The 18,319-nt window shown below is 67.9% G+C and carries 15 protein-coding genes; 9 read left to right on the top strand and 6 right to left on the bottom strand.

The window, feature by feature from the left end; translation table 11 throughout:
- Nucleotides 1–20: 20 nt before the first annotated feature.
- Both ABIE65_RS01530 and ABIE65_RS01525 read right to left on the bottom strand, forming a co-directional pair.
- Nucleotides 21–518, bottom strand: coding sequence for a hypothetical protein (locus tag ABIE65_RS01530; protein ID WP_354075072.1), 498 nt, complete (start codon nt 516–518; stop codon nt 21–23).
- A complete protein-coding gene (locus ABIE65_RS01525) occupies nt 515–2,344 on the bottom strand; it encodes a glycoside hydrolase family 15 protein (protein ID WP_354075070.1) in 1,830 nt (609 codons plus the stop codon). Before ABIE65_RS01525 ends, ABIE65_RS01530 begins: the two co-directional genes overlap by 4 nt.
- A gap of 187 nt (nt 2,345–2,531) precedes the next feature.
- Here ABIE65_RS01525 and msrQ point away from each other — a divergent pair, with 187 nt between their 5' ends.
- On the top strand, nt 2,532–3,410 hold the full coding sequence (msrQ, locus tag ABIE65_RS01520) for a protein-methionine-sulfoxide reductase heme-binding subunit MsrQ (protein WP_354075069.1): 879 nt from the start codon (nt 2,532–2,534) through the stop codon (nt 3,408–3,410).
- Between the two features lie 29 nt (nt 3,411–3,439).
- On the opposite strand, the gene ABIE65_RS01515 is transcribed toward msrQ, so the two are convergent.
- From ABIE65_RS01515 to hemB, 3 genes are all read right to left on the bottom strand, one after another.
- Nucleotides 3,440–5,458 carry a PAS domain S-box protein gene (locus tag ABIE65_RS01515; protein WP_354075067.1) on the bottom strand — a complete coding sequence of 673 codons (2,019 nt, stop codon included), beginning with the start codon at nt 5,456–5,458 and terminating at the stop codon, nt 3,440–3,442.
- Entirely contained in the window at nt 5,455–7,851 is a 2,397-nt protein-coding gene (locus ABIE65_RS01510) for a sensor histidine kinase (protein WP_354075066.1), read from the bottom strand. Before ABIE65_RS01510 ends, ABIE65_RS01515 begins: the two co-directional genes overlap by 4 nt.
- A 401-nt stretch (nt 7,852–8,252) precedes the next feature.
- Nucleotides 8,253–9,221, bottom strand: a complete 969-nt coding sequence (gene hemB, locus ABIE65_RS01505) for a porphobilinogen synthase (protein WP_502918501.1) — start codon at nt 9,219–9,221, stop codon at nt 8,253–8,255.
- Nucleotides 9,222–9,533: 312 nt separating this feature from the next.
- Between hemB and ABIE65_RS01500 the strand changes: the two genes are divergently transcribed.
- The 4 genes from ABIE65_RS01500 (at nt 9,534) to ABIE65_RS01485 (ending at nt 13,406) form a co-directional block, all read left to right on the top strand.
- A complete protein-coding gene (locus ABIE65_RS01500) occupies nt 9,534–10,673 on the top strand; it encodes an isobutyryl-CoA dehydrogenase (protein WP_354075064.1) in 1,140 nt (379 codons plus the stop codon).
- A gap of 18 nt (nt 10,674–10,691) precedes the next feature.
- Nucleotides 10,692–11,795, top strand: coding sequence for an enoyl-CoA hydratase/isomerase family protein (locus ABIE65_RS01495; protein WP_354075062.1), 1,104 nt, complete (start codon nt 10,692–10,694; stop codon nt 11,793–11,795).
- Nucleotides 11,796–11,826: 31 nt separating this feature from the next.
- On the top strand, nt 11,827–12,717 hold the full coding sequence (gene mmsB, locus ABIE65_RS01490; protein ID WP_354075061.1) for a 3-hydroxyisobutyrate dehydrogenase: 891 nt from the start codon (nt 11,827–11,829) through the stop codon (nt 12,715–12,717).
- 167 nt (nt 12,718–12,884) lie between these two features.
- Nucleotides 12,885–13,406, top strand: a complete 522-nt coding sequence (locus ABIE65_RS01485; protein WP_354075060.1) for a MarR family winged helix-turn-helix transcriptional regulator — start codon at nt 12,885–12,887, stop codon at nt 13,404–13,406.
- 35 nt (nt 13,407–13,441) lie between these two features.
- Here the strand turns inward: ABIE65_RS01485 and ABIE65_RS01480 are convergent, their stop codons facing one another.
- A complete protein-coding gene (locus tag ABIE65_RS01480) occupies nt 13,442–13,747 on the bottom strand; it encodes a hypothetical protein (protein ID WP_354075059.1) in 306 nt (101 codons plus the stop codon).
- Between the two features lie 89 nt (nt 13,748–13,836).
- Here ABIE65_RS01480 and ABIE65_RS01475 point away from each other — a divergent pair, with 89 nt between their 5' ends.
- The 4 genes from ABIE65_RS01475 (at nt 13,837) to ABIE65_RS01460 (ending at nt 18,319) form a co-directional block, all read left to right on the top strand.
- Complete coding sequence (locus ABIE65_RS01475; RefSeq protein WP_354075058.1) at nt 13,837–14,346, top strand: hypothetical protein; 510 nt, start codon at nt 13,837–13,839, stop codon at nt 14,344–14,346.
- Between the two features lie 128 nt (nt 14,347–14,474).
- Nucleotides 14,475–15,458, top strand: coding sequence for a protein translocase subunit SecF (gene secF / locus ABIE65_RS01470; protein ID WP_354075057.1), 984 nt, complete (start codon nt 14,475–14,477; stop codon nt 15,456–15,458).
- On the top strand, nt 15,455–16,102 hold the full coding sequence (locus ABIE65_RS01465) for an exopolysaccharide biosynthesis protein (protein WP_354075056.1): 648 nt from the start codon (nt 15,455–15,457) through the stop codon (nt 16,100–16,102). Before secF ends, ABIE65_RS01465 begins: the two co-directional genes overlap by 4 nt.
- Before the next feature lie 159 nt (nt 16,103–16,261).
- A complete protein-coding gene (locus ABIE65_RS01460; RefSeq protein ID WP_354075054.1) occupies nt 16,262–18,319 on the top strand; it encodes a TRAP transporter permease in 2,058 nt (685 codons plus the stop codon).

Raw genomic sequence — 18,319 nt, 5'->3', positions numbered from 1 at the left:
CTGTTCGATGTCTCGGTGCGTCAAAGCGGCATCGGATAGAAGGTTCCGAGAATGAGGCCGAAGACCGTCTGGCCGACCAGGGTGACCAGCGGCGTGGGCCGGCCGTAGTGCAGGCCGAGCGGCCCCGGCGGCTCGATGCGGCGAATGGCGCTGGGGCCGTCATACTCGTTCGCCATGCGCGGGTGCAGCCGCGCGAGCAGCGGCAGAAAGACGACGAGCAGGAAGGCCGTGTGGGCGAGGCCGATGATGGCGCCGATCCACCAGTCGGCCCGCCCGATGCTCTCGAACATCGCCGCGTAGAGGAACGAAAACAGCAGCCCGCCCGTCGCATAGGCGACGAACCCGTAGACGAGCGCCTCTCGCCGGTTGTCGGAGAAGATCGTGCCGAACAGGAAAGGCAGGCTCATCCGCGAGAGGCGGAACTGCTGCGCGCCCTCCATCAGCGTCGTCATGGCGGCGGTCGCGACGCAGCCCCAGAGCAGGATCTGGTCGAGCTTCGCCAGCAGCTGCGCGATCATGCGATTGCACTCCGTCGCGTGTCGCCGTGCGCGCGGGCCCTGGCCGCCTCCAGGGCGAGGGCCGCGCTGATGAGTCCCACATGGGTGAAGGCCTGCGGGAAGTTGCCGAACAGCTGTCCTGTCCCGGCGTCCGTCTCTTCCGCGAACAGGCCGAGGTCGTTCGCTTCGCCGAGGAGGGCTTGGAAGCGGCTTTCCGCTTCGTCGATGCGCCCGGCGCGCGCGAGATAGTCGACGGCCCAGAAGCCGACGATGCCGAAGGCGTGCTCCGACGCGTTCATCGGGTCGAAGGCTGCGCAGTAGCGGCGCAGGAAGCCGCCGCTTCCGAGCTTCTCGACCAGATGCCGGTAGGTCCCCGTCATGCGCGGATCATCGGCGGCGATGAAGCCGTAGCGCGGCATCAGCAGGAGCGCCGAGTCGAGCAGCTTCTCGTCGAGCACGCCGACGAAGCTGCCCAGTTCGCTGTCGAAGCCGCGGGTCTCGATGGTCTCGCGGATTTCGTCACGCACACTGGCGAAGCGCGCGGCGTCGACCGCGATCGCCCCGTCTTCGTACAGTCGCAGCAGCGCGTCGAGCGCCACCCAGCACATGAGCTTCGAGAATGTGTGGTGGCGGCGGCCGCCGCGGACCTCCCAGATGCCGTTGTCGGGCTCGCACCAGCGGCGGCAGACCACGTCGCCGAAGCCGGTCAGCAGCCGTCGCTCATGGCTGTCCACGACCTGATCGCGCATGGCGAAATCCGCGGCGGCCGTCGCGACCTGACCGTAGACGTCGAGCTGAAGCTGCGTTTCTGCGGCGTTGCCCACCCGCACCGGACGCGCGCCCCGATAGCCGGAGAGATGGTCCAACTCGACCTCGTGCAGCCTCGTCCGGCCGTAGACGTCGTACAGGACCTGGAGCTCAGGGTGCGTGCGTGCGCTGGCGAGGAGCAGCCAACGCAGGAAAGCCGCTCCCTCGTCGATGAAGCCGAGGTCCGCGAACGCGCGCAGGGTGAGCGAGGCGTCGCGCAGCCAGCAGTAACGGTAGTCCCAGTTGCTGCTGCCGCCCTCGACCTCCGGCAGCGAGGTCGTGGGGGCTGCGATCACGGCGCCGGAGAGGATGTGGGCGAGCAGCTTCAGCGTGATCACGCTACGCCGGACCATCGCGGCATCGGGGCCGCGATAGGTGCAGTGGCCGGTCCAGTGCCGCCACCATTCCGCCGTGGCGGTCAGCTTGCGGTCGGCTTCGGCGCCGTGCGGCGGCACGATGCCGACGTCGGCGCAGACATGCGTCAGCGTCAGCCATCGACGCTCGCCCGTCATCAAACGGATTCGTCCGGAAAGGTCTCCGCCGTTCCGCTCGAGCGGTATGTCTGACGTCAGGCGGAACGTCTGCCCCCTGTGCTCGACGAGCCAGCCCAGACGACCGCGCGAGGCGATCCGCGGGGCCTTGCGGCCATAGTCGGGCCTCGGTCGGTAGTGGACATCCACCTCCGGCGTGCCGTCGAGCGCCTCCACGAGCCGCAGGATCTCCCGCTGCGGCTGCAGCGTCCGGTCGGTGGGGATCGGCATGAAATCGACCAGGCGGAACCGACCGTCCGCGGTCGTGAACAGCGTTTCGAGGATCGCCGTGTCGTCGAGATAGCGTCGGCTCGTCCGTGCCTGGGACGCCGATCCGATACTGAACGCTCCGCCGCGCTCGCGGTCGAGTATGGCGGCAAAGACCGACGGACTCGCATAGTCGGGCCAGCAGAGCCATTCGATCGCCCCCGCCCTGGAGACGAGAGCCGACGAACGCGAATCCCCGATGAGCGCGTAGTCGCCTATGGGAGGAAAGGCCGCTTCCGACACCTGTACTCCTGCTCGTACGGTACCGACTCGAAACGGCGGCCGGCGAGCGAGGGTTCCGGGAAGAACCGCGCCAGCCGATCCGCGTCAGCGGGTCCGCTCGTTCTCAAACCTCCGTGAAGCCAGGAGCCGTTACGAATCGCATTAGCGGAACGTATCACTCTGGCAGACACGCAGCAGGACAGCGTCAGTGACACCCTGGACGGACCGCAGCGGACAGTTCTCCGCGCTCAAATCGCTCACCTTCGTGGGCCTCTTCCTCCCCGCGATGTGGATCGCCTGGTCGTTCTGGAGCGGCGGGCTCGGTGCGCGGCCGATCATGGCGGCTATCCACGAGACCGGAGACTGGACGGTGCGTTTCCTGCTCCTCTCCCTCGCGGTCACGCCGTTGCGCCGGATCGGGAAATGGCCGCGCCTTGTCCTGGTGCGGCGCATGATCGGCCTCGCCGCCATGGCCTATGCCCTTCTGCACCTGATGCTCTACGCGGCGGAGCTGAAGTTCGACATTCCGAGGGTGGCGTCGGAGATCGTGCTGCGGATCTACCTGACCATAGGGTTCGTCGCGCTGGTCGGCCTCGCCCTGCTCGGCGCGACGTCGACCGATCGGGCCGTCCGGCGCCTCGGGCGGAATTGGGGACGGCTGCACCGGGCGGTTTACGGGATCGGCGTGCTGGCGCTGCTGCACTTCTTCATGCAGTCGAAGCTCGACGTGACCCAGGCGACCCTGATGACCGGGCTGTTCTATCTCGCCGTCGGTTATCGCGTCGCCGACTGGCGGGGCTTCCGATCGACGCTGCCGGTTCTCGCCGTGGTGGCGGTCGGCGCCGCGATGGCGACGGCCCTGACCGAGGTCGGCTGGTTCGCCGCCGCCACGGGCGTCGATCCGGTGCTCATCCTCGCGGCGAACTTGGACTTTTCCTATTCCGTCCGACCTGTCTGGTGGGTTCTGGGGGCGGGAACGCTGATCGCGCTGGTGCCGCTGCTCAGGCGGCGCGATGCCGAGACGCCGGTGCGGCGCCGGCGGCCGCCGGGGCTGGTGGCGGGAGGTCCGGCGGACGAGCACGGCTGACCCGCCGCGACGGTCGAGGGTTCAGGCGGTCACGCCCCGTCGTTCGCCGGTGCGGCAGCCTGGGTCTCGACCGGCAGTCGTACCTGGACGCGCGTCCCGTGGCCTGGCGTGCTGTTGATGACGATCTGCCCGTCGTGAAGTGCGATCAGCCGGCTGGCGAGCGACAGACCGATGCCGCACCCCTCGAATTTGCGGTCGAGGCCCGCATCGAGCTGGCTGAACGGTTCCAATGCGACGGCGACATCCTCCGGCCGCATTCCGATGCCGGTGTCGGCGACGACCACCGTCAGCCGATCCCGGACGTCCGGCGAAACGGTGACCGTGACGTGGCCGTTCGGTGCGAACTTTATCCCGTTGGCGACCAGACTGGCGAACGCCTGCTGCAGGCGCAGGGGGTCGCCCCGCAGCGACGGCAACGCCTCGGGCGCATCCAGCCCGAGGGTGACGTTGTTCGCCCGCGCAGTTTGGCGGGCCTGGGACAGGACGGCAGACAGGATCCGACGAATGTCCAGGACCTGGGTGCTCAGCGTAAGGTGGCCCGTGTCGAGCCGTGCGAGGTCGAGGACTTCGTTGATGATCTTGATCAGATGCTCGCCGGACTCGGCGATCAGGCGGAGGTACACCGCGTTGCTCTCGGAAATCTCGCCGGCCAGGCCGGCCAGCATCAGCTGCGAGAAGCCGATGATCGCATTCAGCGGGGTGCGCAACTCGTGGCTCATCGTCGCCAGGAACTGCGTCTTCGACAGGTTGGATGCCTCTGCGGCTTCGATGGAGTGGCGCAGGACCGCCTCGCGCTGCTTCGTCGCCGTAATGTCGAGCCGGAGCCCGACCCGGCCACCCTCCCGGGTAACGCGTTCCTGGAATCGCACCCAGCGGCCATCGGCGAGTTCGATTTCCTCCACACCGTCGGGTGCCCGATGATAGGTCAGCCGGTCGGCGATCCACGCCTCGCGATCCGTGTCCGGCGGCAGCTTGAACAGGCCCTGCGACACCGCCGTTCGCAGCAGGTGCTCGTACTGCGCTCCCTCCAGAAGGTCGACCGCTATTCCTGAATAGAGAGTCCGCACCCGCTCGTTGACAGCCACCAGGCGGTCCTCGGCGTCGAACAGTGCGAAGCCTTCCGGCAGGGCGTCGATGGCGTCCTCGAGGCGCTCCCATGCCCTGGTCGCCTCGTTTCGAGCCTCGATCAGTGCGCGTTCGGCGGCCTTCTGCTCGGAGATGTCGCGTGCCATGCCCGTGAAGAACCGGGCGCCGGACGCATCCCGCCACTCGACGACGCGCAGCACCATCGGAAAGGTCGATCCGTCGGCGCGGCATCCCTCGACCTCGCGTCGGAAGCCGATGACACGGCGCTCTCCAGTCGCACGGTAGCGCTCCAGGTAGCCGGGATGGGCGGAACGATGCGACGGGGGCATCAGAGCCGAGATGTTGCGTCCGATCAGCCTGTCGTGCGGGTGGCCGAACATCTGTTCCGTCGCCGGGTTCGTCGCGTGGATCGTTCCCGCTTCGTCGATCACGATGATCGCGTTGGACGACAGTTCGAGCAGGCCGCGGTACGAGCCCTCGACCAGCGTGTCCGAGAACTGCCGACGTCGCCGCTCCAACTCCTTCGCGACGAGTGTGGCGAGGGTCTCGATGTCGCGCGCCGCCGCGGGCGAGGCGGCGCGTGGCGCGCCATCCAGGACCACGAGCGCACCGATCGCCACGCCTGCCGCGGTACGGATCGGCGCGGCGGCGCAGAAGCGGGCGGGATGCTCCCGCAGGATCGCATCCGATGCGAAACGGGTATCATGCGTCATGTCCGGGACGACGATCGCAGTGTTCGCGTCCATCGCCGCCCGCGCGATGGATCCCGCTGCAGGCAGTTCCTCGGCGGCGAGGCCGACACGTGCCTTGAACCACTGCCGGTCGCCGTCCAGGAATGCGGCGACGGCTATCGCCGCATCGAAGCGACCCGCGGCAAGCGCGACCAGACTATCGAAGGCGGGTTCCGTCGGCGTACCGAGAATTCGGAGCTCGTGGAGCGACCGGCTGCGGTCGTCCGTCATCGCCGGCCCGGAGGCGTCGACTGTGGCGGCCGAGCCTCCGTCCCTCCGAGCCACGATGCCGATAGGATGCGATCGGCCGGGAAACGCACCCGGACGCTGGTGCCTCTGCGGGGGGCACTGTCGATCGTCAGGCTGCCCTGATGGAGTTGAACCAGGGACCGGGTCAGCGGCAGCCCGATCCCGCAGCCCTCGAACCGGCGGTTGAGTCCGCCTTCGACCTGCATGAACGGTTCGAGGGCGATCGGGATGTCCTCTTCGTGCATGCCGATGCCGTGGTCGACGACCCTCAGGTCCAGTCCTCCCGAGGGAGCCGGCGCGAGTTCCACGGAAACCGTGCCGTCCCGCAGGCTGAACTTGACGGCGTTGGAGAGGAGGTTGGTGACGATCTGCTTCAGCCGGAACGAGTCGCCGAGGATCCGGTAATCGGCCGAGGGATGGCAGACGCGGATGGTGATACCCCGGTCGACCGCGGTGCAGCGAACGAGTTCCACCGCCGACGCGATCGTCTCGGAGAGGTTGACCTCCTGTTCCTCCAGCGTGAGGTAGCCGGCTTCGAACCGGGAGAGATCGAGCACGTCTTCGATGATCGACAGCAGGTGCGTGCCGGAACTGCCGATATAGCCGACATAGGCGTGGGCGTTCGTCGAGAGCGGCCCCGCGATCCCGCTCTCCAGGAGCTGCGCGAATCCGAGGATCGCATTCAAGGGCGTGCGCAGCTCGTGGCTCATGTTCGCCAGGAACTGCGATTTCATCCGGCTCGCCTCTTCCGCCGAGTCGCGGGCGAGCCGCAGGGAAGCCTCTGCCCGATTCCGGGCGGTCACGTCAATCAGTCCGCAGAGCGTCAGTTCGCGCTCTTCGAAAACCATCCGGGACTGCACGATCTCGACGTCCATGAGAGAACCGTCGGCCCGCCGGTGGCGCCGCTCGGCTGTCGGGGCTACGGCGTCCGGATCCTCTGTGAGTTCTATGTCGGCGAGACTCATCGCGAGGAACGTCTCGCGGTCGTAGCCGTAGGCCGCGACGGCGGTGTCGTTGACCTCGACGATGCGTCCGGACCGGGGATCGTGCAGCCACATCGGGACCGGATTGCCCTCGAAGAGCAGCTTGAAGGACTCCTCGCGGCGCTTCGATGCGGTGACATCGATGCGGATGCCGACGCGGCCGCCTTCCCGGGTGATCCTGTCTTCGAAGCGGAGCCATCGCCCGCCGGTGAGTTGGACGTCGTCGTGGCCTGCCGGGGCGCGATGGAATGCGAGCCGCTTCTGAACCCAGTCCTCCGGCCTCATGTCATCGGGCAGGACGAAGATGCCCGCCTCGACGAACGTCCGGAGCAGCTCTTCGTAACTGGTCCCCGGAGTCAGGAGATGGGAGAGGGTGGGATACAGCGATCTGGCCCCGGCATTGCAGACCACCAGCCTGTCTTCGGCGTCGAAGAGGCCGAAGCCGCCGGGGAGGACTTCGATGGCCTCTTCCAGCCGGAGGTGCGCCTGCTCGGCGGCGGCGCGGGCTGCATCCGTCTCCCGCTTCGAGGCCGCGAGCGCTCTTTCCGCCTCGTTGCGGGCCGTCAGGTCGCGTATCACCAGCGTCGTGAACTGGCGGCCCCGACTGTCGTGCCAACGGTTCACGTGGAGTTGGACCGGCACGTCGGACCCGTCGGCTCGGCGCCCCCGAAGCTTCATGGTCTCGTCGGCGCCTGTCGCCGCGCCATCGTTCGCGGGTGTGGCGACGAGATCGGGAAGCAGCAGGCGAACGGCCGCACCCTGGAGACTGTCCGCGTCGCGTTTGAAGATCATCTCGGTGGCGGGATTGGCTGACACGATCGCTCCATCGGTATCGACCACCACGATGCTGGCGGCTGCCGATTCCACGATGTCGCGATAGCGCACTTCGGTCGTGGCGTGGCGCATCATCGCCACGCGCTGTTCCATCAGATCGGCGACGATGGCGGCGAAATCGGCCAGATCGTGCCTATCCGGCTCGTCGAAACCCGGCCGAGGGGCGTGATCCAGCACGCACAGCGCCCCGACGCGATGACCGTTGCTGAGCGTGAGGGGCGCGCCGGCATAGAATCGGATGCCGGATGTCCCACGCACGAGCGGGTGGTCGGAGAACCGTCGATCCAGCGTCGCGTCCGGGACGACCATGACCGCGTCGCTGGCGATGGTGTGGACGCAGAAGGCTTCGGACGCCGGGGTTTCCTGCTGTGCAAAGCCGACCCGCGCCTTGAACCACTGCCGGTCGCCGCCGATCAGGCTTATCAGCGCGACCGGCGCGCTGAAGCGGCTCGCCGCCAAGCGGACGATGCGGTCGAAGCGCTCTTCGGTCTCCGACCCGACGATCTCCAGATCGTCGAGGGCCCGCTCACGGCGGACCTCGATGGCGTCGCTTCTCATGACATCTCGGTTTGGTGACAAAACTCATTGCGATTCAGCGTTCTGCATATTTTCGCCAAATCCAGTGCCCCGCATCGGCGAAACCCGCTTGTGGCACCATAGGACCTCACTTGCTTCCGTGAGGTTAAGACTCGAACGCCACCGACATAAAAGCGTCAGAGGCACAAGACAATTTGGAATTTAGGTGAATTTGGATGTTCGCGAGTGGTGCGCTGCCAACTGGCAATGGCCGAGCAACGACGCGCGCCGGCCGCACATCCATTACCAGTGGCTTCCGATCGGAACCAGATCGATTTCATCGAGAGCCGGGCGGCCGGAACCCGTGCCGCCACCCTGGCAACAGACGGCGGATAAACCGTCGCGACGGCGGGCCGTAGGGCCCGCCGCGGGCAAGGGCCGGATCAGCCCTTCTTGAGAAGCGTTGCCGCCTCGACCGCGGCGTAGGTCAGGATGCCGTCGCAGCCCGCCCGCTTGAAGGCCAGCAGGCTCTCCATCATCACCCGGTCGTAGTCGAGCCAGCCCTGGGCCGCGGCGGCCTTCAGCATCGCGTACTCGCCACTGACGTTGTAGGCGAAGGTCGGCACCGCGAACTTGTCCTTCACGCGGCGGATGACGTCGAGATAGGGCAGGCCGGGTTTGATCATGACCATGTCGGCGCCCTCGGCGAGATCGAGCGCCACTTCGCGCAGGGCCTCGTCGGTGTTCGCCGGGTCCATCTGGTAGGTCTTCTTGTCGCCGGCGCCGAGGAAGCCGGCCGAGCCCACGGCATCGCGGAACGGGCCGTAGAAGCCCGAGGCGTATTTCGCCGCATAGGACATGATGCGGACATGCTCGAAGCCGTTCGCGTCGAGCGCATCGCGGACGACGCCGACGCGGCCGTCCATCATGTCGGACGGCGCGATGACGTCGCAGCCGGCGGTCGCCTGGGCGAGCGACTGCTTGATCAGGGCGTCGAGGGTCTCGTCGTTGACGACGTAGCCGTCACGGATCAGCCCGTCCTGGCCGTGGCTGGTGAACGGGTCGAGCGCCACGTCGCAGATCACGCCGACGTGCGGGAAGGCGGCCTTGACCGCCGACACGGCGCGGCAGACGAGATTGTCGTAGTTCCAGGCTTCCTCGGCTTCCGGCGACTTCAGCCGCTCGTCGACGACCGGGAAGATGGCGATGGCGGGAATGCCGAGTTCGGCGGCTTCACCCACGGCGTCGACCAGCCGGTCGATCGAATGGCGCGCAATCCCGGGCATGGAGGGAATGGGGGAGGACTTCGCGTTGCCCTCCTGCACGAAGACCGGCCAGATCAGGTCGTCGACGCTGAGCCTGTTCTCGGCGACGAGACGGCGCGTCCACGGGTCGCGGCGGTTCCGGCGCATGCGCACGCGCGGAAACTGCCCGGTCGGGCGAACCTCGCCGCGAACGGTGTTCTCGTGCGTCTGTGCGTCGGCGACGTCTTTCAGAAGCTTGACCATGTCTGTCCGGCCGCGTCCGTTCGTGCAGATTTATCGTCGGATAGTATGAAATCGGGCAGGTGCCTGCAATCGAACCCGTTGTCGCAGGTGACGCACCTTCCATCCGAGGGGATGATGGATTGGTTAACGCATGGCGGACGGCGCGGCCCGCCCGCTTGCGAGGGCCGGTCCGGCCGGTATGATCGTAGTTCCCGCCCACAGCGTGATGTCGAGGATATGGATTTCAGCCTGGCCGAAGAGCAGCAGGCGTTTCGCGAAACGGCCCGGCAGTTCGCGGCGGAGCAGCTGGCGCCCCAGGCCGCCGATTGGGACGAGAAGTGCGTATTTCCCGTGGAAACCCTGCGCGCCGCGGCGGCCCTCGGTTTCGGCGGGATTTATGTACGCGACGACGTCGGCGGCTCGGGCCTGGGCCGGCTCGATGCGGCGCTGATCTTCGAGGAGCTCTCGGCCGGCTGCACCTCGACCGCCGCCTACCTGTCGATCCACAACATGGCCGCCTGGATGATCGACGTGCGCGGCAGCGAGGAGCAGCGGGCGCGCTGGCTGCCGGGCCTGACCGCGATGGACCTGCTGGCCAGCTATTGCCTGACGGAGCCGGGAGCCGGTTCGGACGCGGCGGCGCTGAAGGCGCGGGCCGAGCGCGACGGCGACCATTACGTCCTCAACGGCGTGAAGGCCTTCATCTCCGGCGCCGGTGCCACCGACCTCTACGTGTGCATGGTGCGGACGGGGGAGCCGGGGCCGAAGGGCGTCTCCTGCATCGTCGTCGAGAAGGACACGCCAGGGCTGAAGTTCGGCAAGCCGGAGCGGAAGATGGGCTGGAACAGCCAGCCGACCGCCATGGTGATCTTCGAGGACTGCCGCGTTCCCGTCGCCAACCGGCTCGGCGAGGAAGGCGAGGGGTTCCGCATCGCGATGCGCGGCCTCGACGGCGGCCGGATCAACATCGCCGCCTGCTCGCTGGGCGCGGCCGGCGCGGCGCTCGCCGCCGCCCGAAGCTATCTCGGCGAGCGCGAGGCCTTCGGCCGCAAGCTTGCGGACTTCCAGGCCCTGCAGTTCGACATCGCCGACATGGGCACGATGCTGGAGGCGTCGCGGCTGATGGTCTGGCGTGCCGCCGCCGCCCTGGACGCCAAGGACCCGGAAGCGACGCTGCACTGCGCGATGGCGAAGCGCTTCGCCACGGATGCGGGCTTCGACATCTGCAACAAGGCGCTGCAGCTGCATGGCGGCTACGGCTACCTGAAGGATTTCCCGCTGGAGCGCTACGTGCGCGACACCCGCGTCCACCAGATCCTCGAGGGCACCAACGAGATCATGCGGGTGATCATCGCGCGGCGATTGCTGGCACAGTGACGGAACGGGGTAGGGACGTTGAGTAGCGAAGACATCGGGTTCGAGGTCGCCGGCGGGCTCGGGATCGTCACGTTGAACCGGCCGAAGGCGCTGAACGCGGTCACGCTGGAGATGGTGCACGCGCTCGACGCGCAGCTGCGGCAGTGGGAAGGCGACGACGGCGTCCTCGCCGTCATGATCCACTCGACCACCGAGCGCGCGTTCGCCGCGGGCGGCGACATCCGGCGCCTCTACGACGCCGGCCGGTCGCGCGACCGCTACACGGCCGACTTCTTCCGCGACGAATACACGCTCGACTGGCGGATCTTCCATTATCCGAAGCCCTATGTCGCGCTGATGAGCGGCGTGACCATGGGCGGCGGCGTCGGCATCTCGATCCACGGCTCGCACCGGGTCGTGACCGAGGCCACCGTCTTCGCCATGCCCGAGACAGGCATCGGCTTCTTCCCCGACGTCGGCGCCACCTATTTCCTGCCGCGTCTGCCGGGGGCGCTCGGCGTCTACCTGGCCATGACCGGCGCGCGCCTCGGCGGCGCCGATTGCGTCTACGCCGGCATCGGCACCCACTACATGCCGAGCGAGCGCCTGCCGCAGCTGGCGTCGAACCTGCTGGCGCCGAACTTTCCCGCCGACGACCTGGAGGCGGCGCACGCCGCGGTCACCGTCGCGATCGAGCGCCTGTCCGAGAATGCCGGCACCGCACCGATCGAGGTGCACCGGCGGGTGATCGACGCCTGTTTCTCGGCCGACACCGTCGAGGAGATCCTGGACCGGCTGGACGCCGACGGGGGTGCCTGGGCGGCGAAAGCGGCAGCAACCATGCGCCGCCGCTCGCCGCTCGCCCTGAAGGTGGCGCGGGAGCAGGTCCGGCGCGGCGCGCGCCTGGACCTGGATGCGTCGCTGGCACTGGAGTTCCGGGTAAGCCAGGCCTTCATGGCCGGCCACGACTTCTTCGAAGGGGTACGCGCGACCATCCTCGACAAGGACAACGCGCCGCGGTGGAACCCGGCGCGGCTGGAGGACGTGACGCAGGACATGGTCGATGCCTGCTTCGCGCCGCTGGACGAAGAGCTGCGCTTCCCGCCGACCGGTTTCGGCCCGCACGGCCCCGACGCGCTTTAGCCGTCGCACACGACATCAGGGAGACACGAACATGACGGCGATCGGATTCATCGGCCTCGGCAACATGGGCGGGCCGATGGCGCGCAACCTGCTGAAGGCGGGCCACGCCCTGAAGGCGTTCGACCTGAGCGCCGCGGCACTCGACGCGGCCGTTCAGGCGGGCGCGACGAAAGCATCCGGGCTCGCCGATGCGGTGGCCGATGCCGAGATCGTCGTCACCATGCTGCCGGCCGGGCCCCATGTCCGTCAGGCCTATCTGGGCGAGGGGGGCATCCTCGGCGCCGCACGGAAGGGGGCGCTGCTGATCGACTGCTCGACCATCGACGTCGGGACGGCGCGCGAGGTTTCGGCGGCGGCCGAGACGGCCGGGTTCGCCATGGTCGATGCCCCCGTCTCCGGCGGCGTGGGCGGTGCCGAAGCGGCGACGCTCACCATGATGGTCGGCGGGACGGAGGCGGCGTTCGCGCGGGCGCGGCCGGTCCTCGAGGCGATGGGCAGGACCGTGGTGCATTGCGGCGGGCCGGGGAATGGCCAGGCCGCCAAGATCTGCAACAACATGCTCCTCGGCATCTCGATGATCGGGACCTGCGAAGCCTTCGCCCTGGCCGAAAAACTCGGCCTCGACCATCAGAAGCTGTTCGACGTGGCCTCGAAGTCGTCCGGCCAGTGCTGGTCCGTCACGACCTATTGCCCGGTTCCCGGACCGGTCCCGACATCGCCGGCGAATCGCGACTACCAGGCCGGCTTCACCGCCGACATGATGGTGAAGGACCTGCGCCTCGCACAGGATGCCGCCCAGAAGTCGGGTGCGGCGACCCCGCTCGGCGCGGCGGCACAGGCGCTCTATTCGCTCTACACCGGCTCGGGGCACGGTGCGGCCGACTTCTCCGGTATCATTCGCATGCTGCGCGGCGAAAGCTGATCCGCCGCCATCCCTTGCAACCGCCGTTAACGATGCCATCCTCTTGATAGCAGCCCAATCCGGCGCAAAGTCGAGGCGATCATTCAGCGGATTTTAACGGTCTCCCTCGAAACATTGGGCCAATGCCGTACCTCCCCGTGGGGGAGCCGAACCGGAATGAGGGCACAGTGCTTCAGGCTTATCTCGAATCGATTTCCCTCATCGAGCGTCTGCACCGTCAGTTCCTCGACGTTGTGAAGGCGGAGCTCGACGGGCTCGGCATCCATGACATCAACAACGTGCAGGCGCTGATCCTCTTCAATATCGGCGACGAGGAACTCACCGTCGGGGAACTGACGCTCCGCGGCTACTATCTCGGCTCGAACGTCTCCTACAACCTGAAGAAGATGGTCGAGAACGGCTATATCGCCCAGGAGCGATCGCCGCACGACCGGCGCTCGGTGCGGATCCGCCTCTCGGCCAAGGGCGTCGAACTGTGGAAGCGGATCAACGAGATGTTCCAGCGCCACGCGGCCACGCTCGCCGACGAGCATGCCGACGGTAAGCGGATCGCCGAGGCGAACGAGACGCTGAAGCTGATGGAGCAGTTCTGGCTCCGCGCGGCCGTTTCGGCACCGCGCCAGGACGCTCGGAGCTTCGGTGCGGGTCTGCGCGCCGAGGGGGCGAGCTACGCGAGCGCCGGCGGCTGAGCCGGATCGCAGGCGCGCCAATCAAGGTGCGACGGTCACAGGCGCGACCGCGCCGTCTCGAGTGCACGCCGGAGTTCCTGGGCCTCGCTGAGCGCCGCCCGGATCTCGCGTTCCAGTCGCGCCCGCTCGGCGGGTTGATCCGCAGCCTGGAGCGCGGTCTCCAGGGCGGCGAGGTCGCCCTCGATATCCCAAACCGCCATCTCCCGGTGCCGGACCTCCTCCTCCCAATAGCCGTCGAGGGCGAAGGTCCGCTTGGCCCATTCCGTCTCGCGCACGCCGGCGGCGGCGAGAAGGACGGTCAGGACGGCGAGCTTGATCTTGTGCGAGCGGGTCAGGGCCATGGGGTCTCGAAAGGGTTGAGCTGAGGCGATGTGGTTGCGGCGGTGCCGCAGTGCGAGCCGTCCGAACAGCGCACCGCGATTTCGCTTGAATGCTCGCGCGGGTGGTGCGATCTCATCGTCCGCGCAGTGCCCGCAGAGGCACCGCCCAGGGAAAGGTCACCGAGATCGACCGCCTCGCCCACAGCGTGAACCCCGACGAGGGTGAAGGTTGCGACGCCGGAGGCATCCGGCGCCGCGCGATCGCGCTTCTTTGCCTCCTCGGCCTGCTGCTGCCTATGCTGCCCCTCGCGAACGGGGCGGCGTCGCAGCATGTCGCGGCACTGGCCGCCGATATCTCGGGCGGTCCGCGACTGGAGGTCGATGCGGGGTCCGCCGACCAGCCGGCGATGCTGGGCAAGCTTCTCTCGATCGATTCCGGCGACACCAAACGCATCGTCGGGGGCGGCAAGCCCGTCCTGCCGCCATGCGCGGCCACGGCGCTGGCCTGGGGCGAGTCGACGATCGCTCCGATCCTGTCCTGGCCCGAAGTCGCGATCGCCGACAGCGGCATCCGCCGCGGCGACCGCAGCCCGACCGGCCCGCCCTTAGTCACCGCCTGACGGCTTCGGCCGTTCCGGTGCCGCCGCCCTGTAGCGGCGCGCACCTCTCTTCCGACATCGGTTCCCTCCGCGCCTGAGCCGCCACGCCTCCGCGTGTCCGGTACGGCGCGCAGTCGGAGAAGGCTCTCGTGGCTTTTCACGGCATCCGCTTCGTGCCCGACGGCACGAAGATCGACTTCGTGCGTCAGCGCTTCGTCGCTTTCGCATTCACCGGCCTGCTGCTGCTCGTGACCGTCGTGTCGCTGGCGGTGCAGGGCCTCAATCTCGGCATCGACTTCAAGGGCGGCGTGCTCATGGAGGTCGCCTCTCCGGCGCCCGTGAACATGGCCGACCTGCGCGGCCGGCTCGACGGTCTCGGCCTCGGCGAGGTCGACCTGCAGCAGTTCGGCTCGCCCAATCAGGCGCTGATCCGCGTCCAGGCCCAGGAGACGGAGGAGGCTTCCAAGGCCGCCGTCGACTCCATTCGCCAGACCCTCGGCGACAGCTGGGAGTATCGCCGCGTCGAACTGGTCGGTCCCAAGGTCGGGGGCGAGCTGTTCCAGGACGGGGTCACCGCCACCGTGCTCGCCGTGCTCGCGATCGGCGTCTACGTCTATTTCCGCTTCGAGTGGCAGTTCGCCGTTTCGGCCCTGCTGGCCACCGGGCACGACGTGCTCATAGCGCTCGGGCTGTTCTCGGTCCTGGGCCTCGACTTCAACCTGACCGCCGTGGCGGCGCTGCTGGCACTGGCCGGCTACTCGGTGAACGACACGGTCGTGGTGTTCGACCGCATCCGGGAGCTCCTGCGCCGGCAGAAGAACCCGGACATGGCGGCGATCATCAACCTGAGCATCAACGAGACGCTCGCCCGTACGGTCCTGACCAGCGGCACGACGCTCCTGGCGGTGCTGCCCTTGCTGCTGTTCGGCGGCAGCACGCTGTTCAACTTCAGCCTGGCGGTGTTCTGGGGCGTGCTGATCGGCACCTTCTCGTCGGTCTATGTCGCCGGCGCGCTGCTGCTCTACCTGCCGGCGATCCGGCGCGCCGAGGTGCCGACGGCGGCCGCGAGCGAACCGGGAGCAGTCGCGCTCGCCGCCAAGACCGGCGACGCTGCCGGCGGATCGCGGCCATGACCGCGGCGGTCGTTCCGGTGGCCGTGCCGGCGGCGGGCCACGACGAGCGGATCTCCGACATCCTGCTGCGCGCGGTCGGCAGCGACGGCGGCGGCAAGATCAGCGTCGGCGAGATGAACGCCGCGTTGGGCGACCGTGCCTTCGGCATCGTCGTGCTGGCCCTCGCGCTTCCGAACTGCGTGATCGCGCCCCCGGGCTTCGGTGGCGTCACGGGTGTCCTCATGGCGCTGTTCGCCGGCCAGCTGGCGTCCGGCTGCGATCGGCCGCGACTGCCGGCCTGGGTCGAGCGCAAGCGCTTCGACCGGGCGGGGTTCGCCCGGATCGTGCGGTCGGCGCTTCCGTCGCTGCGGCGGTTCGAGCGGATTTCCCGGCCGCGGCTCGCGGGCCTCGTCCACGGCCGCGCGGAGCGGTGGGTCGGCGGCTACATGGTCGTCCAGGCCATCATCGTCGCCCTGCCGATACCCTTCGCCAACTGGCTGCCGGGCGTGGCGCTCGCCCTCATGGCCGCCGGTCTCATCGAACGCGACGGGGCGGCGGTGCTCGCGGGGATTGCGATGGGGATCCTCGGGATCGCCGCCGCGGTCTTGGTGACGGGAGGCTTCGTTGCCGGCGCCATGGCCCTGGCGGGCCTGACGGGAGGCTGACGTGGACCCCTCTCTGCAACTGCAAGGAATGAAACCCGCATTGTCGGACGCGATGGAGCGATCCCGCCGGGCCCCTGTCGCCACCGGGGCGGGAAGAGACGTCGCGCGCAGGACGAAGCAACGCCGCAGCGGTCGCCGTGGCTGGAGGAGCACCGAGATATGAGTACGCCCGTGAAGTCGTCTCCGGCCGATGCCCCGCGCATCGATCCCGATACGGGACAGATACTGCCCAGCGTTGCCGAGACGCTGGAGATGGCCGGCGAGGAGGAGCTGCGCCGCTATCGGAAGATCGGTCCCGTCTGGACCAGGATGTTCCAGGCGGTAGCGATCGTCGCGACCTTCCTGGCGATCAACCAGATGTTCAATCTGGGTCTGTTCGTCGACTACGTCCTGATCGACAACCGTTACCTCTACATGATCGCGGCGATCCTGCTGCCGTTCGTCTTCATCGTCTTCCCGCTGCGCGAGAACCGCAGCGAGGACAGGGTGCCATGGTACGACATCGCCGCCGCGGTCGTGACCTTCCTCCTGCTCTGCTACTTCGTCTACTTCGCGGACCGCATTCTCGAGGAGGCGTGGGAATACCGGGCGCCGACCCATGCGATCGTGGCCAGCGTCCTGCTGTGGCCGCTGCTGCTCGAGGCGGGGCGCCGGACCGGCGGTCCCGTCGTCTTCTGGATGGCGCTGATCCCGTCGCTCTATCCGGTGTTCGCGCACCTGATCCCGGACCCGCTCGGCGGCGTGAACCAGGATTTCTGGACGACCGCCGGCTTCCACATGATGAGCGTCGAGAGCCTGCTCGGCCCGCCGTTCCAGGCGCTCGCGCTGCTGGTCTTCGGCTTCCTCATCTTCGGCGTCGCCATGCAGTACACCGGCGCCGGCGTGTTCTTCATCAACATCGCCTTCGCGCTGCTCGGTCACGTCCGTGGCGGCTCCGCCAAGGTCGCAATCTTCGCCTCCGCCCTGTTCGGTTCGATGAGCGGCAGCGTCGCCTCCAACGTGCTCACCACCGGCTCGATGACCATTCCGGCCATGAAGAAGGCCGGATTCGCCCCGACTCATGCCGCGGCGATCGAGGCCTGCGCCTCCACGGGCGGCGCGCTGATGCCGCCCGTGATGGGCGCCACGGCCTTCGTCATGGCCTCGTTCCTCGGCGTCTCCTATGCCGAGGTGGCGATCGCCGCGGCGCTGCCGTCGATCCTCTACTATCTCGGCCTGTTCATGCAGATCGACGCCTATGCCGCCAAGCACAAGCTGACCGGCATGAAGCGTTCGGAACTGCCCGGCCTCTGGCAGACGCTGAAGGACGGCTGGTACTACTGCGCCGCCTTCGGCGTGCTTCTGTGGATGCTGCTGTTCCTGCAGCGCGAACAGACCGCGCCGTTCTACGCGACGCTCATCCTGCTGGTGATCAACCAGTTCTCGTCCAAATATCGGATGAATGCGGCCGGCTTCGGCAAGTTCGTCTATGGCTGCGGCCTGCTCTTCGTCGAACTCGCCGGATTCCTGGCACCGATCGGCCTCGTCATCGGCGGCCTTACCGTCACCGGCATGGTCGGCACCCTGACCAACGACCTCGTCTTCATCGCCGGCGGCAGCACGCTGCTGCTACTGATCATGGGCGCGATCACCAGCTTCATCCTGGGTCTCGGGCTGACGACCACGGCCTGCTACATCTTCCTGGCGGTCATCCTGGCCCCGGCGCTGGAAAAGGCCGGCCTCGACCGCATGGCCGTGCACATGTTCCTGCTCTACTGGGGCACGATCTCGTTCATCACACCGCCGGTCGCGATCGCGTCGACCATCGCCGCGGGCCTCGCGCAGGCGCCGCAGTGGCGCTCGGGCATCGAGTCGATGAAGTTCGGCGTGATCCTGTACTTCGTGCCCTTCTTCTTCATCTACAACTCGGCCTTGATGCTGAACGCCCCGCTCGACGAAATCATCCTCGTCGCGACGACGGCGGTCATCGGGGTCCTCTTCATCGCCGCTGCCCTTCAGGACTACCTGATCGGCTTCGGCACGCTGGGATCGGGACCCCTCGGCATCTTTGGCCGTGCGCTGGTGATGCTGGGCGGGGTGGCGATGGCCGCTCCTCCTGGGACCGGCGGACTCGGGTTCTACCAGCTTACGGTAGCGTCGTTCGTGGCGATGGCGTGCGGCCTCGGCGTCTGCTGGCTCGCCCGCAGGTCAGCGGCGCTCCGCGTCTCCAACGTCTGA

The sequence above is a fragment of the Constrictibacter sp. MBR-5 genome, from assembly GCF_040549485.1.
In the GTDB taxonomy this organism is placed as follows: domain Bacteria; phylum Pseudomonadota; class Alphaproteobacteria; order JAJUGE01; family JAJUGE01; genus Constrictibacter.
The sequence above is the reverse complement of the archived record's forward strand: the minus strand, read 5'-3'. Positions and strand labels throughout refer to the sequence as shown.

What these genes read in the sequence shown, in the direction of transcription:
- ABIE65_RS01530 (WP_354075072.1), bottom strand. Translation starts at nt 518, where the DNA reads ATGATCGCGCAGCTGCTGGCGAAGCTCGACCAGATCCTGCTCTGGGGC.
- ABIE65_RS01515 (WP_354075067.1), bottom strand. Translation starts at nt 5,458, where the DNA reads ATGACGGACGACCGCAGCCGGTCGCTCCACGAGCTCCGAATTCTCGGT.
- ABIE65_RS01510 (WP_354075066.1), bottom strand. Translation starts at nt 7,851, where the DNA reads ATGAGAAGCGACGCCATCGAGGTCCGCCGTGAGCGGGCCCTCGACGAT.
- hemB (WP_502918501.1), bottom strand. Translation starts at nt 9,221, where the DNA reads ATGCGCCGGAACCGCCGCGACCCGTGGACGCGCCGTCTCGTCGCCGAG.
- ABIE65_RS01500 (WP_354075064.1), top strand. Translation starts at nt 9,534, where the DNA reads ATGGATTTCAGCCTGGCCGAAGAGCAGCAGGCGTTTCGCGAAACGGCC.
- mmsB (WP_354075061.1), top strand. Translation starts at nt 11,827, where the DNA reads ATGACGGCGATCGGATTCATCGGCCTCGGCAACATGGGCGGGCCGATG.
- ABIE65_RS01480 (WP_354075059.1), bottom strand. Translation starts at nt 13,747, where the DNA reads ATGGCCCTGACCCGCTCGCACAAGATCAAGCTCGCCGTCCTGACCGTC.
- ABIE65_RS01475 (WP_354075058.1), top strand. Translation starts at nt 13,837, where the DNA reads ATGCTCGCGCGGGTGGTGCGATCTCATCGTCCGCGCAGTGCCCGCAGA.
- ABIE65_RS01465 (WP_354075056.1), top strand. Translation starts at nt 15,455, where the DNA reads ATGACCGCGGCGGTCGTTCCGGTGGCCGTGCCGGCGGCGGGCCACGAC.
- ABIE65_RS01460 (WP_354075054.1), top strand. Translation starts at nt 16,262, where the DNA reads ATGAGTACGCCCGTGAAGTCGTCTCCGGCCGATGCCCCGCGCATCGAT.